This window comes from Algibacter sp. Ld11 (genome assembly GCF_045066735.1).
Lineage (GTDB): Bacteria > Bacteroidota > Bacteroidia > Flavobacteriales > Flavobacteriaceae > Algibacter.
On record NZ_JBISHH010000026.1, the window covers coordinates 59,241 to 74,158 of the forward strand.

At 34.3% G+C, this 14,918-nt stretch carries 8 protein-coding genes; all 8 read left to right on the forward strand.

The window, feature by feature from the left end:
- From ACJJV4_RS17055 to ACJJV4_RS17090, 8 genes are read left to right on the forward strand one after another with little or no spacing between them, the layout of a single operon-like run.
- Complete coding sequence (locus ACJJV4_RS17055) at positions 1-1,980, forward strand: glycoside hydrolase family 97 N-terminal domain-containing protein (protein WP_405296600.1); 1,980 nt, start codon at positions 1-3, stop codon at positions 1,978-1,980.
- Positions 1,981-1,986: 6 nt separating this feature from the next.
- Positions 1,987-3,387 carry a glycoside hydrolase family 30 protein gene (locus ACJJV4_RS17060; protein WP_405296601.1) on the forward strand — a complete coding sequence of 467 codons (1,401 nt, stop codon included), beginning with the start codon at positions 1,987-1,989 and terminating at the stop codon, positions 3,385-3,387.
- Positions 3,388-3,413: 26 nt separating this feature from the next.
- Entirely contained in the window at positions 3,414-5,087 is a 1,674-nt protein-coding gene (locus ACJJV4_RS17065) for a sulfatase (protein WP_405296602.1), read from the forward strand.
- 18 nt (positions 5,088-5,105) lie between these two features.
- Positions 5,106-7,778, forward strand: a complete 2,673-nt coding sequence (locus ACJJV4_RS17070) for a hypothetical protein (protein ID WP_405296603.1) — start codon at positions 5,106-5,108, stop codon at positions 7,776-7,778.
- Positions 7,779-7,781: 3 nt separating this feature from the next.
- Positions 7,782-10,577 (forward strand): heparinase II/III family protein, encoded by a 2,796-nt coding sequence (locus tag ACJJV4_RS17075; RefSeq protein ID WP_405296604.1) that lies wholly within the window; start codon positions 7,782-7,784, stop codon positions 10,575-10,577.
- A 54-nt stretch (positions 10,578-10,631) separates the two neighbouring features.
- Entirely contained in the window at positions 10,632-12,992 is a 2,361-nt protein-coding gene (locus ACJJV4_RS17080) for a PDZ domain-containing protein (RefSeq protein WP_405296605.1), read from the forward strand.
- Complete coding sequence (locus ACJJV4_RS17085) at positions 12,993-13,349, forward strand: hypothetical protein (RefSeq protein WP_405296606.1); 357 nt, start codon at positions 12,993-12,995, stop codon at positions 13,347-13,349.
- 29 nt (positions 13,350-13,378) lie between these two features.
- Positions 13,379-14,917 carry an arylsulfatase gene (locus ACJJV4_RS17090; RefSeq protein WP_405296607.1) on the forward strand — a complete coding sequence of 513 codons (1,539 nt, stop codon included), beginning with the start codon at positions 13,379-13,381 and terminating at the stop codon, positions 14,915-14,917.
- The last annotated feature ends 1 nt before the right edge of the window (position 14,918 follow it).

Genomic DNA, 14,918 nt, shown 5'->3' on the forward strand with positions numbered 1-14,918 from the left:
ATGAAACGTTTTTTTCAAACATATAGTTTAGTCGTCGTTTTGTTGCTATTTAATGGCTGTAAACAAAATGAAACTATCCAATTATCATCACCAGATGCGTCTAAAAAAATAATGTTTTTGCAAGGTGAAAATCAAAACGATATAAGTTTTTCAGTTTTTTATAATAATCAGGAAGTTATTCAAACATCGGTTTTAGAATTACTTTCAGAAGAACTTAATTTTTCGGGCAAAGTTTTAGTAGAAAAGGTTGAAAATACTTCGAATAATTCAAAATGGACTTCAAGGTTTAGCGAGTTAAGCACCATTCCAGATCATTACAATCAAATAAAAATTTATTTAACGCAAGGTGAAGCTAAACTAAATATAATTGCTAGAGCTTATAATGAAGGCGTTGCTTTTGCTTATGAAGTGCCAGAACAAAACAATATAAAGGATATTGGTTTAAGTGAAAATATTCATTATAATTTTTCTGAAGATTACCCAGTTTGGTCAACTCCAAAACGCGAAAAAGGTGTGTTAACCGCTCAAGGTGAATACAAAAAAAAATCTATTACCGCTTTACAAAAAGGCGCAGAACGTCCGTTATTAATAGAAATTAGTGATAGCATTAAAATAGCATTAGCCGAAGCGCAATTAGTAGATTATGCACGTTTGAGCTTTAATAAAGGCCATGCTTCAAAATACAGTATTGTATCATCTTTGGATGGAAAAACGGGAGAGCAAAAACAAGATACCATAACTGGCGCTGTAATTGCCGAAAGAAAAATAAAAGGAGCAAAAGTAAATAAAACACTACCGTTTCAATCACCATGGCGCGTGGTTATGATGGGTGAAAGTTATGGTGAATTATTGGAAAATAATTACATCATTCAAAACTTAAATCCGCCTTCAGCAATTGAGGATTCTTGGGTCGAACCAGGGAAAGTGCTACGAGAAACAACCTTAACAACTAAGGGCGGTTTTGCGGCCATTGATTTTGTAGCGAGCCATAATATGCAGTACGTGCATTTTGATGCTGGTTGGTATGGTAACGAAATGGATAATGCTTCTAATGCTACTACCGTTACTCTAGATCCTAAACGTTCCAAAGGTCCTTTTGATATTGAAGCGATTTGTAAATATGCCAAAGAAAAAGGTGTAAAAGTGATGCTGTATATAAACCGAAGAGCCTTAGAAGGTAAGGTTGGTGAGGTATTTCCTATACTTAAAAAATGGGGTGTTTCTGGTGTAAAATATGGTTTTGTAAGAGTGGGTGATCAAGATGCCACTGCTTGGATGCACGAAGCCGTAAAAAAAGCAGCAAAGTATAATTTGGTTATAGATATTCATGATGAATACAGGCCAACTGGATTTTCTAGAACGTACCCAAATTTACTTACCCAAGAAGGAATTCGTGGTGATGAAGAAACGGTACCTAACCAACATACCTTAATAACCATGTTTACAAGAATGTTGGCTGGAGCTGCTGATAATACAGTGTGTTATTATAATAAACGCGTAGATAGAATGGGCTCACATGCTTCTCAATTAGCAAAAACGGTGTGTATTTTTAGTCCGTTGCAATTTTTATACTGGTACGATAAAGCTCCTGCTGCTCCAATAAAAGAAGATGGTCTTTGGGGAAATACCAATACCATTGGTAACGAGCCAGAATTAGAGTTCTTTAGCAATGTGCCAACTACTTGGGATGAAACTAAAGTATTGGTTGCTGAAATTGGAGAATTAGGTGTTATTGCTAGAAAAAGTGGTGCCGATTGGTTTGTTGGTGGTATTAACGGAACTACAGAACGCGAAGTGCAAGTCGACTTTGAGTTTTTAGAGCCAGATACTAAATATACAGCTAAAGTATATACAGATGATGAAACCGTGAAAACAAGAACCCAAGTTAAAATTGAAACTATTCAAATTACAAATACCTCAAAACTTAATATAAAACTTAATAGTAACAATGGTTTTGCTGTTCAAATAATTAAAAAATAAGCAATTATGAAAAAGTCATTAATACTTCTTTTCTGTTTGTTATCAATGGGTATCGTATGGTCTCAAAATAATGTAGAAGTACATGCTATTAAACTATCGGGAGATGTACCAAATGGGAAAATTATTATAAATAAAACAGTAGAACAGGATATAGAAGCATCTATCCATCGAAAGAATAAAATAAAATTATATCCAAATGTTGAGTTTCAAACATTGGAAGGTTTTGGTGGTGCTTTTAACGAAATTGGAGGAGAAGCCTTGATGTCGCTTCCGCAAGAATTACAAGATCAAGTTATTACGAATCTTTTTGGTTTAAACCAAGGTGCTGCACTTGTTTTCAATAGAACAGCGGTAGGAGCTAGTGATTTTGGAATTGATGCGTATAGTTATGCTGAAAAAGCAGACGATTTTAAAATGAAGCATTTTTCAATTAAACGTGAGGAAACTACGGTTATTCCATATCTTCAAAAAGCATTTAAAGCCAATCCAGATTTGAAATTATTTGCCTCGCCTTGGAGTCCACCGGCATGGATGAAGTATTCAGGTTTAATGGATAGAGGTGAAGAATTTCCTGAGAAGAACCAATTAAAAGATGATCCTAAAATTTATGAAGCTTATGCCTTATACTTTTCAAAATATATCCAAGCCTATGCTAAAAAAGGAATTGATATTGATCGCTTAATTATTCAAAATGAAAATGATGCCAACACTAAATATCCTTCAAATGATATGTCGGTAGCTCAAATGAATACATTAGTAAAATCTTATTTACGTCCACAGTTTGAAAAAGATAATATCGACACTGAAATTTGGGCAGGAACCTTTAGATCTTATGGACGATTAGATGCTCTTGAAATTGCAGCTAATGAAGATTATAGAAACTTGTATGATGGCATAGGTATTCAATATACCAGCGGAATTTACATTCAGCAAACCAAAGATGTTTTTCCAGAAGTCAACTTAATGCATACCGAAGGAAACTGTGATGATGGAAAAAACAATTGGGGGCAAGCATCAAACAGATTAAGAGAGATTGCTAACTATATTAATAGAGGTGTACCAAATTATTGTTATTGGAATATGATTTTAAATGAAACTACCGAAAGCGGTTGGGATTGGAAACAAAATTCATTAATTAATATAGATCGAAATACAAAACAAGTAACTTATAATCCAGATTATGCTGTTATTGGTTTTATGAGTCAGTATTTGGTGCCAGGAGCTAAACGAATTGCTAACTTTTCTAGAGCAGATTTAATTTCAATAAAGTACGAAGGAAAAATTTATATACTTATTCAAAATACTAAAGATAAAGCACAGGCTTATGAGTGTCAAATAGAAAATGGCGAAGGTATAAAAGTTGAAATTCTAAGTAATTCATTAGCCGTTGTTATTTTAAATATCTAATTAAAAATTATCATTATAATATAATTATGAAAAATCTAACTATTTTAAAATTTTTAACTGTTTTCTTTTTAGTAGGCATAGTGTCCTGTAAATCGAAAGAAAACAAAGAAGTTGCTATCGTTAAAAAAGAATTGCCAGCAAAACGTCCGAACATTATTTTTATGATGTCCGATGATCATGCCTATCAAGCTATTAGTGCATACAGCGATCGTTTAATTCAAACTCCAAACATAGATCGTATTGCAAACGAAGGTATTAAATTTACTAATGCCTGTGTATCTAATTCCATTTGTGCACCGTCTAGAGCAACTATTTTAACTGGTAAGCACACGCATATTCATGGAAAAGTGGATAACGTATTTCCGTTTGATGAGTCTCAAGTAACGTTTCCACAGATTATGCAACAAGCTGGCTATAAAACAGCCATGTTTGGGAAATTACACTTCGGAAACAACCCAAAAGGCGTTGATGAATTTAAGATTTTACCAGGTCAAGGCCGCTATTACAATCCTATTTTTAACACCAATGATGGTCAAATTACGGTTGAAGGTTATGTCACCGATATTATTATGGATATGACTTTAGAATGGCTAGAGGAGAATAAAGATAGTGAACAACCATTTTTGATGTTTTCTATGCAAAAAGCACCACATAGAGAGTGGTTGCCTGCACCTCGTCATTTTAAAGAATATACCAAGAAAACTTTTGTAGAGCCAGAAACCTTATTTGATGATTATGAAGGACGTGGAACGGCAGCAAAAACGGCAGAGATGAATTTATTAACCCATATGAACTGGGCTGGAGATTCTAAAATGTACCCAGAAATAATGAAAGAGTTGGGTATTAAAGATATGTCTGGATGGGATTTGGAAGCTTTTGAGCGGGAAGTTGGAGCTATGAATGCTGAGCAGAGAGCTGTTTGGGATTCTGTTTACAGACCAATGATGGAAGACTTTAAAAAGCAATATCCAAAAATGAACGATACTGAATTAATGAAATGGCGCTACCAAAGATACATGCAAGATTATTTAGGATGTATTGCGGCTGTTGATGAAAATGTGGGACGTTTGTTAGATTATTTAGAGGATACTGGTTTAGATGAAAATACCATTATTATTTACACCTCAGATCAAGGGTTTTACTTAGGAGAACACGGTTGGTTCGATAAACGTTTTGTTTACGATGAATCTTTTAAAACACCATTATTAATTAAATGGCCAAACGTAATTACACCGGGAACGACTAATACCGAAATGGTTCAGAATTTAGATTTTGCTCAAACTATTTTAGAAGCAGCGCACATTGTTCCGCCTTCTGATATGCAAGGTGAAAGTTTAATTCCTTTGTTATTAGGAAACGATGAAGAATGGACTAGAGATGCTGTGTATTACCACTATTACGAATACCCAGGAATTCATATGGTAAAAAGGCATTATGCTATTATTACTCAAGATTACAAATTGGCGCATTTTTATTATGATGTTGATGAATGGGAACTGTATGATCGTAAAAAAGATCCTCAAGAAATGACTAATGTTATTGACGATCCTGCTTATGCTGATGTGGTTGTAAAATTAAAACAACAACTTAAAGATATGCGCGAGTATTACGGTGATAGCTCTCAATTAGATCAAGAGATATTAAAGAAATACCTTGAAGCTAAAAACAACCCAGATATTGAAACTGTGCCACTTCACTAATAAAAGTTTTAAACTAAAATGAGTTTTAAAAAACAACGAATATTTATAATAGGGTTACTTTTAGTAACGTTTTTTACACGTGCTCAAAATTCTGAAAAGCACCCGAGATTATATGCTGATAAAAATGATCGTGAACAGTTATTAAAGAAAATTGAAACGGAAGCTTGGGCAAAAGCATCATGGAATAATCTTTTAAGTGAAATTGATGTTCATGTAGATCGTCATGTTACAGATCCAGAGTGGATTGTGTCTCGTCTGGCCATGTACTGGAAAGATGGTCAACATTATACGCAATGTTATATTAAAGGTCAAGATTGGGATTATGGAGAAGGGAATGCACCACTTCCAACGGTACGCTTACCAGGTATGCGAAGATGGAATGACTATTTAAATGTTCCATTAGAGGACAGACTGCCTTACAATGAAACAGGTGATATGTTAGGAATTAGTCGTTCTAGCGCAGACAAAACACCTGTTCTTATTCCATATAAAGAAACAGGACATATGGTGCGTCAAAACAATATGGAAATATTAAAACTAGCTGAAAAATCTGCTTTTGCTTATTATCTGACTCAGGAGGAGAAATATGCAAAATTTTCATCTGATATTTTTTGGACTTGGATGTTAGGAACGTATTACATGCAACCACCTTTAGATCCTGAAAAATCAACAAAAGGACCTGGAGGTTACGAACCTGGAGGCATTATGGGGTATTACGATTATGAAGTGATTCATGATGATAGGCAAATACCTATGGCAATTACTTACGATTTTCTTTATGATTATTTAAATGAGCATCCGCATGCCCATTTAAAAACCATTAATAAAAAACCGGTAGATGTTGCAGGAACTGTTTTTAAACGTTTTATAGAAATTGGTTTAGTAAGAGGTGGGAAAAAAGGAAATTGGAATGTAAATCGCTATAAAAACATATTAGGAAGTATGCTTGTTTTAGAGCCAAATAACTTTTATGAAGACGGCAAAGGGCGAGATTATTATATTCCGTTTTACACTGAAAAATCTGGAGACCACTATGCAGGTTTACCAGAAATTATGGCAAATTATAACAAAACAACCGGCTTATGGCCAGAATCTCCAGGCTATGCATCAGGAATGATTCCTTATGTTTTAGACATGGGAATTAAACTGTATAAATCGGGAATTAATACCTTAGGAGATAACCCAATAATTAGCAAAGCATCGTTAGCTAATTTAGGCTGGTTGGATGCGCGTGGTAATTTGGTTCTTTTTGGAGATATGCGTGGCGGTCCTGCAAACATGTCGGCTTTTGAGTCTTTGTTAACGTATTCCACTTGGGAAGGCGATACTGAAACGGCTAAAAAAATGGCAACGGTAATTCGAAAAAATATAGCTTCTGGGCAATATGATCGAACGGCATCCGATTGGACAGGTATTGTTTTCAATCAGCCTTTACCAGAATCCGGAAGCGATTTACCTTTTAATCAAACCGCATATTCACCATTTCACAGACATATTATCATGAAAAATGGAAACGATGAAGATAACGCATTAATGTTTACACTTTACGGTGGTCGTTATCAGTCGCACTTAGCAAAAAACGGACTAGCGATGCAATTTTATGGCAAAGGTTGGGTATTATCACCCGATGCTTCGGCTTACGAATCGTATTGGTCTCCCGATGCTGGTTATCATCGTGGTATCACAGGGTCTAATACCATTGTTCCTGGTTACAATTCTGGAGATATTACTATCAATGCTATGGATCCATCGGTAGATACGGAAGCTAGTTTGTATAACAGTTATATAACTTCCAGTAAGGTATCGTTTTCCGATGTTTCAGCTGAAGAAAAACGTCGTTTAGTTGCCATGATTCGTACTTCGGAAACAACAGGATATTATGTGGATGTGTTTCGTTCAAATCAACAAGACAACGATTATATTCATCATAATTTAGGGAATCGTGTTACACTTAAAAACGCTTCAAATTCGCCTTTAGAATTAAAATCGGTTAACGATTTAGGTACAGCATACGATAAAAATTATAGCTTCTTCAAAAATCAAAAAAAGATAGATTTCACAGAAGATTTTAATGCTACTTGGGACATTTATAATGTTTCGCCTGCTTTACATGTTAATATGTGGATGATGGGGCAAGAGAAGAGAACTTTGTACGCTGTAGATGCGCCACCAACCACTTTAAGAAGCGATATTACTCCAGGACAAGTCAATAAAAGTCCAGAAACTACGCCAACATTAATTATTCGTCAAAACGGAATTAATGGAAAAGAATATCCATTTGTGTCTGTTTTTGAATCGTATGAAACCAATAAAAAATCTATCGAATCTATTTCAGAAGTAGGCGAGTTTACAGATTTGGTTAGTTTAAAAGTAGTATCTAAAAACAGCACGCAATATATTTTGAGTACTACGGAGCACAAAGTTTTTAAACCTTCAAAAGCATTAACATTTCAAGGAACTTTTGCCATAGCTTCAGAAAAAAATGGAACGTTTGAATATTTATATTTAGGAAAAGGTAAATTGCTTCAAAATAGTGATTATAGTATTGAAGCGGTAAACGAACCAGTTTCAGCTAACTTGAAATTTGAAAATGGAAGCTATTTCTACTCTTCAGATAAACCGGTACTTATTCAAACTAAAACCATAAAGAAAAAACAATTTCCTGCAGGATATCACATTGAAATAAAATAAATAATGAAAAAAGGCGTAATTAAAATATATATATCGATTTGTTTTTTATCGGCAACGCTTACTGCAATGGCGCAAGTTGCTGAGCATCCAAGAATTTATATTAACAACGAAGCAAAAGCTGATTTTTTAAATACTTTAGAAACTGTAAGTTGGAAAAAGAGTTTAGTAGAGAAGAAAAAGAATAACCTTGAAAAGTATCTTAAATACGTAGAAGAAGATCCAACTTGGTTAGTATCTCGACTACAAATGAATTGGAATACCAAGCATGATAAAGTCTATTTAAAAGCTGGCGATTTTTCACACTCTGAAGGTTCTGCTCCGGTGGCTACGGTTCGTTATTCGGGTACTCGCGATTGGGCAACCGATTATAAGCGTCCAAAATTAGAAGATGTTACACCTTATTTTGATGATCCACGAGGTTTATATTTAGAGCATAAAGAAACGGGAAAAAAAGAATGGATTCATCCATCGAAAGCCGGTTTTGCTATAGAGAAGTTGAATGAGCAAATAATGAACTTAGCTCAAGATGCTGCTTTTTTATACTGGCTTACTAACGATAAAAAATATGCCGATTTTGCTGCGCCAGTGTTTTTAACCTATATGGATGGAATGTATTATCGTGATGCGCCTATCGATTTGAATAAAACAACTCAGCAACATATTTCGGGTCTAGCAACTTTTGAGGTGATTCATGAAGGAATTGTTGTGTCCTTAGTAACTGCTTACGACTTTTTATATGCTTATTTTCAAGAAAATAATACCAGTTTAGAGCATTCGGTGTCTGTATTTCAAAAATGGGGCGATCAAATAATAGAGAAGGGTATTCCCGATAATAACTGGAATTTATTTCAAGCTCGTTTTTTAACTTACATAGCTTTAGTTTTAGAAAGTGATTCTAATTATAGCAACGGGAAAGGGCAAGAGTATTTTCTAGATCATACCTTCAATACCTCTACAGATAGACAATTGGCTATTAAAGAATCGCTTTTAGTTTACGATCATGAAAATGGAATTTGGCCAGAATCATCATCGTATTCAGTACATGTTATTACAACACTGCAGCGCATATTTACACTTTTAGATCAGGCTACCAATAAGAATGAGTTTTTAAATTATCCTATAGTTGAAAAAGCCGCTTTAGCATCCTTTCAATATTTATTTCCTTCTGGATATACTGTAGGTTTTGGAGATGCAAATCATAAAATATTACCTCCAGAAAATTTTGAGCTTTTAATAGCTAATTACAGAAAGTATAACTTAAAAGAAAAAGAGGCTTTAATTTCTGGTTTATTAAATCAAATGATTGCTGAGAAGTTATATAAACGTGAAGCCAATGATTTTTTTGAGCTATTTTTCTATGTCGATGAATTGAAACAAGAAAGTACCGGAAATGTGAGTATAAAAGGTTTAACCTCGTCAACATTTTACGCTCCAAACGTGAGCATGTTTAATCAAAGAATGGGTGAGGGCAACGATGCAGTAATGGTTTCTACAGTGGCATCTTATGGTAATCACACGCATGCTAACGGTATTTCTATTGAGTTATTTGCCAATAATTATGTTTTAGGACCAGATTCTGGTAAAGGCCCGAGTTATTGGCATCCCACTTTTAGGAATTACTATGCTAGAATGCCTGCGCATAACACGGTGGTTGTAGATGGACAATCTGATTACCATAATATGCGGTCGTACAATCCATATGTTTTAGATAATGCTTATCCTGAATCTGGACAAGCCGCCAATTTCGATAAAATCACCTTCTCTAAGGTGTCATTTGTAGAGCCTAAAACAAAGTCCGATCAGCAACGTTTTACAGCTATTATAAAATCGAATACCTCGCAAAAATATATTCTAGATGTGTTTAGATCGAAAAAACAAAATGCTGGTAAACAAAAGCACGAATACATATATCATAACCTGGGTCAGTCTTTAGACCTTTTTAATAAAAAAGGTAGTGCTTTAAAGCTAAGTTCTACTAGTGACTTGAGTTCCGATAATGGCGATTTAAAAGCCTATGATTTTTTTACTAAGAAGTTTAAAACTCAAACATCAAATGATGTTATGGGTTTATTTACATTAAAAAGTGAAAAACAGCCAAATAATTACATGAAACTCTGGATAAAAGGAAGCGAGAACCAAACGTTTTATAGTTTGAAATCGCCAAAATCGAATGCTTTGTCAAAAGGTACGGCGCCAACCGAAGTTTTAGATAAGCCTTTGCCAACTTTAATTTTGAAACGTAATGAAGCGGCTTGGGATAATCCGTTTGCTGTAGTGTTTAATCCTTATATGGATGGTGATAATAATGTTATCGAAAATGTATCTTATGATTCATTAGAAAACTATCCGAATACTCAAGTTATAACCGTTCAACAAGCTCATAATATAACTGATAAAATTGTTTTAAATGCGTTTGATGGTGATGTGATTGAAAAGGGCGATTTTTTTCAAAGAGGGTTGTTGTCTATAGAGCGATATTCCGAAGAAAAGTTAGACTTTATGTTTCTCTCAGGCATGATTAAATATGAAAATAAAGGTTGGGATATTATTGCAGCTGGAAAGCCATTTACGCTATCTATTGAAAAAACAGCTACTGGTTTTAAATTTCAAACCGATCAGGCTATAACTATTAATATGCCTTTTGTGAAAGGTACTAAGCCTGCAAAATTGCGCCTTTATAAAAATGGTAAATTAGTAACCACTAGAAAAGGAACAACAAATAGAAATCGAGACGATCAGTTGGTTTTTAAATTAGAAAAAGGGTATCAAAATGCCGAAATAATTTTTGATAAAAACTAAAACTATTAAAACAAATTTCAACCAATATTAGTGTTGAAAATACTTAAATAAATTATGAAAAAAATCATTTCACTTTCATTTCTATTAACGCTTGTCTTGTCTTGTACTACAATCTCTAGGCCTATTGAATTATATGTATCAGTTAATGGTGCTTCTGGTAATGATGGGTCTAAAGCACAACCATTTTTAGGTATTAGTCAGGCTATTAATAAAGCAAAGACATTAAAATCTGAAAATTCAAATTCAGAAATAATAATCAACGTTTTACCTGGGGATTATTATTTAAGCAAAGCTATTGAGATTTCTTCTGAATTAAGTGGAATATCAATTGTTGGTAGTGATGCTTCGGAAGTGCATATAAAAGGTTCGGTAGTTTTAGATTCAAAATGGGAAAAATTCAACGAAAATATTCTTGTAACTCTTGTTGACGAAGCATTAGATTTTGATCAATTAATTATTAACAGAGACTCTCAAATTTTAGCCCGCTACCCTAACTATAATGAAGAAGGACATTATTGGCAAGGCTATGCTGCAGATGCAATTTCTAAAGCACGTGTTGCATCTTGGAAAAATCCAAAAGGAGGCTTTTTTCATGCACTGCATAAAGGCCGATGGGGAGGGTTTCATTACGAAATCATAGGTGTTGATGCTAACGGAGAAGCTATTCTAAAAGGTGGGCAACAAAATAATAGAGGCTCTAGTTACCACAAAGAATATCGAATGGTAGAAAACGTATTTGAGGAGTTAGATAGCCCAGGGGAATGGTTTTTAGATAAAGAAACTCATAAGCTCTACTATTGGCCTTTGGAAGGTGTGGATTTAGAGAAAGATTATATAGAGGTTGCTGTGTTAAAAGACTTAATTCAGGTTGTTGGTAGTTTAGATAATCCAGTAAAAAACGTAAGTATTAGTAATATTACTTTTGAAAACACCCAACGCACATTCATGGAGGAATTCGAACCTTTATTGCGTAGTGATTGGACTATTTATAGAGGTGCTGTTGTGTTTTTTGAAGGCACTGAAAATTGTACTGTTACAAATAGCGTATTCACTAATTTAGGAGGTAACGCTATTATGGCTAGCAAGTATAACAAAGAATTGGTAGTCGAAGGGAATCATATTTATAATTGCGGCGGTAGTGCTGTGTCTTTTGTTGGAGATCCGTCGGCAGTAAGATCACCATCATTTAATTATGGACAATTTGTACATTTTAAAGATATGGATACGGTTATAGGTCCAAAAGGCGAATTGTATCCTCGAGAATGTTTAGTAGATAATAACCTAATACATAGAATTGGACGTATTGAAAAGCAAACAGCTGGTGTGCAAATTTCTATGGCTATGGATATTACTGTAAGTCGAAACAGTATTTACGATGTACCAAGAGCTGGCATTAATATTGGCGATGGTACTTGGGGTGGCCATATTTTAGAGTTTAACGATGTCTTCAATACCGTTTTAGAAACTAGCGATCATGGCTCGTTTAACTCATGGGGTCGCGATCGTTTTTGGTTGCCAAAGCGTGGTAAAATGGATAGTCTTACTACAGCTATTCCGGATATGTATAAGTGGGATGCTATTAAAACAACCATTATTAGAAATAATCGTTTTCGTTGTGATCATGGTTGGGATATCGATTTAGACGATGGCTCATCGAATTATCATATTTATAATAATTTACTTTTAAATAGTGGATTGAAGTTACGAGAAGGTTTTAATCGTGTTGCAGAGAATAATATTATGGTAAACAACTCATTACATCCGCACGTTTGGTTCGAGAAAAGTGAAGATGTTTTTAAGCATAATATTGTACAAAAAGCGTATCAAGATGTTGGTTTGTTAGGTTGGGGAAAAGAATTAGATTATAACTTTTTTCCTAATGAAGAATCTATGATGAAATCTCAAATTTATAATAGAGACATGCATAGTGATTTTGGTAATCCTATGTTTAAAAGTCCTGAGACTTTGGATTTTTCAGTTTCTGAAGATTCTCCTGCTTTAAAAATTGGTTTTAAAAATTTCCAGATGGATAAATTTGGAGTTCAAAAAGAAGCACTTAAAAAACTTGCTAAAACACCAGAAATCCCAAAAATAAAGAGTCCTTCCGAAGAAAATAAAAATGCCACAGTTGCTTGGTTGCGTAATGAACTTAAAAATGTGGAGTCGGAACAAGAGCAATCGGCTTATGGGTTAAACACAGCAGAAGGTGTTATTTTATTACGTGTGTGGAATAATAGTCCGGCTGTTAAAAATAACGGCCTTAAAAAAGGAGATGTTATTCTTAAAGCTGCAGGTAAAAAAATAAAAACGGTTAAAGACTTTTTTAAAGTAAATGTCGAAAATAAATCTGATAAAATGGATTTGTTAATTATGAGAAATCAATCAGAAAAGAAAATAACTATTCATACAAAATAAATGATGTACAAAAATACAAGAATATTTTTATGGTTTGTTGTTTCTTTTGCCTTTGTTGCAAATAGCTATTCTCAGAATTTTAAACAAATTGAGAGACCTAATATCATAGTAATCATGGCAGACGATTTGGGTTATGCTGATGTTGGGTATAATGGTTGTAAAGATATCCTTACTCCAAATATATATGATTTATCTATGACCGAATCAGCACGTGTGCAAAGCATGTTAGCGCGTTGGAAAGAGTTAAATAAAACCAGTCAACCAGCACTTTGGAACCCACTGACCAATAAAGAAGAATTATCAAAAAATATCAATATAAAGACTACTAATGGCTTAAAGGGAGTCCACACTATATAAGAGAATAAGAATCATTAAGAAGAATAATTATGTTTCAAAAGATTTTTTCTACACTAATTTGCTTAATCTCACTTTTGAGCCAATCGTCTATTTCTTGTCAAGAAAAACAAGAGTTTCCTAACATTGTTTTAATTAATGCAGATGATCTTGGTTATGGAGATTTAAGCTGTTACGGGGCTACAAAGCTTCATACCCCAAATATCGATAAATTAGCTAAAGAGGGGAGAATGTTTACTGATGCACATGCTGCATCGGCAGTTTGTACACCATCGCGTTATGCATTACTTACTGGAGAGTATCCTGCAAGACACGGAAATTTAAGTAGCCCTATATTTCTCAAAAATAAGTTAGTCATTGATACTCAAAAAGAAACAATAGCTTCCGTACTAAAAAAAGCCGGTTATGCCACGGCTTGTGTTGGAAAGTGGCATCTTGGTTTTGGGGAAACTGAGCCTGTAGATTGGAATAAACCATTAACTCCTGGACCTAACGAACTTGGTTTTGATTACTATTATGGTGTACCTGTTGTAAATAGTCATCCGCCTTTTGTATATGTTGAAAACCATAATGTTGTGGGGTTTGCAGAAGATGATCCGTTTGTATATGGACAAAAAGCAAAAACTAAAGAGATTTTTGAAAAAATGCATTTAGGTGCTATTGGAGGCGCAGAAAAAGCACATGCCTTATATGTGGATGATCAAGTAGGAACTCATTTAAAAGATAAAGCTCTGAGTTGGATGAAATCGCAAAAAGAAACTCCTTTCTTTATGTATTTTGCCGCAACCAATATTCACCATCCTTTTACACCAGCTCCACAATTTATAGGAACAAGTGATAGTGGTTTGTATGGTGATTTTGTTCATGAATTAGATTGGATTGTTGGAGAAGTTATGCAAACGCTTGAAGACATGGGAGTAGCAGAAAACACCTTAGTAATATTTACTAGTGATAATGGAGGTATGTTTAATGCCACAGGGCAAGAAGCATGGAAAGACGGACACCGATTGAATGGTGATTTATTAGGTTTTAAGTTTGATGCTTGGGAAGGAGGCCATCGTATTCCATTTATTGCACATTGGCCAAATAAAATAAAAGCATCCCAAGTTTCTAATCAGTTGATTTGTAATGTTGATATGTTAGCCACTTTTTCAGGGCTTACAGGACAAGAACTTGAAGATGGCCAAGGGAAGGATAGTAAAAATATGTTGGCAGCAATTACCGGTCAAACCGATAAACAATTAAGAAATGAATTGTTGCTAGCGGCAAAAAGAAAATCACACCTTACTTTACGCAGAGGTAAATGGCTATATATTGGAGCACAAGGTGGTGGTGGTTTTACTTCGAATAAACAAAGTGCACATGGTTTTGGAGGCCCCGCCGCAATAACTTTTGCCGGAGAAATTAATAGTGATATTAAAAATGGTAAAATAAAGAAGGATGCACCAATAGGACAACTTTATAACCTTGAAGAAGATATTTCACAGACTCATAATTTGTATAACCAATATCCAAAAATTGTAAATGAAATGCAAAACAGTTTAAATGCATATAAATCAGAAAAAAAATAAC

Coding starts and splice junctions, on each gene's coding strand:
- ACJJV4_RS17055 (WP_405296600.1), top strand. CDS start 1: ATGAAACGTTTTTTTCAAACATATAGTTTAGTCGTCGTTTTGTTGCTA.
- ACJJV4_RS17060 (WP_405296601.1), top strand. CDS start 1,987: ATGAAAAAGTCATTAATACTTCTTTTCTGTTTGTTATCAATGGGTATC.
- ACJJV4_RS17065 (WP_405296602.1), top strand. CDS start 3,414: ATGAAAAATCTAACTATTTTAAAATTTTTAACTGTTTTCTTTTTAGTA.
- ACJJV4_RS17070 (WP_405296603.1), top strand. CDS start 5,106: ATGAGTTTTAAAAAACAACGAATATTTATAATAGGGTTACTTTTAGTA.
- ACJJV4_RS17075 (WP_405296604.1), top strand. CDS start 7,782: ATGAAAAAAGGCGTAATTAAAATATATATATCGATTTGTTTTTTATCG.
- ACJJV4_RS17080 (WP_405296605.1), top strand. CDS start 10,632: ATGAAAAAAATCATTTCACTTTCATTTCTATTAACGCTTGTCTTGTCT.
- ACJJV4_RS17085 (WP_405296606.1), top strand. CDS start 12,993: ATGATGTACAAAAATACAAGAATATTTTTATGGTTTGTTGTTTCTTTT.
- ACJJV4_RS17090 (WP_405296607.1), top strand. CDS start 13,379: ATGTTTCAAAAGATTTTTTCTACACTAATTTGCTTAATCTCACTTTTG.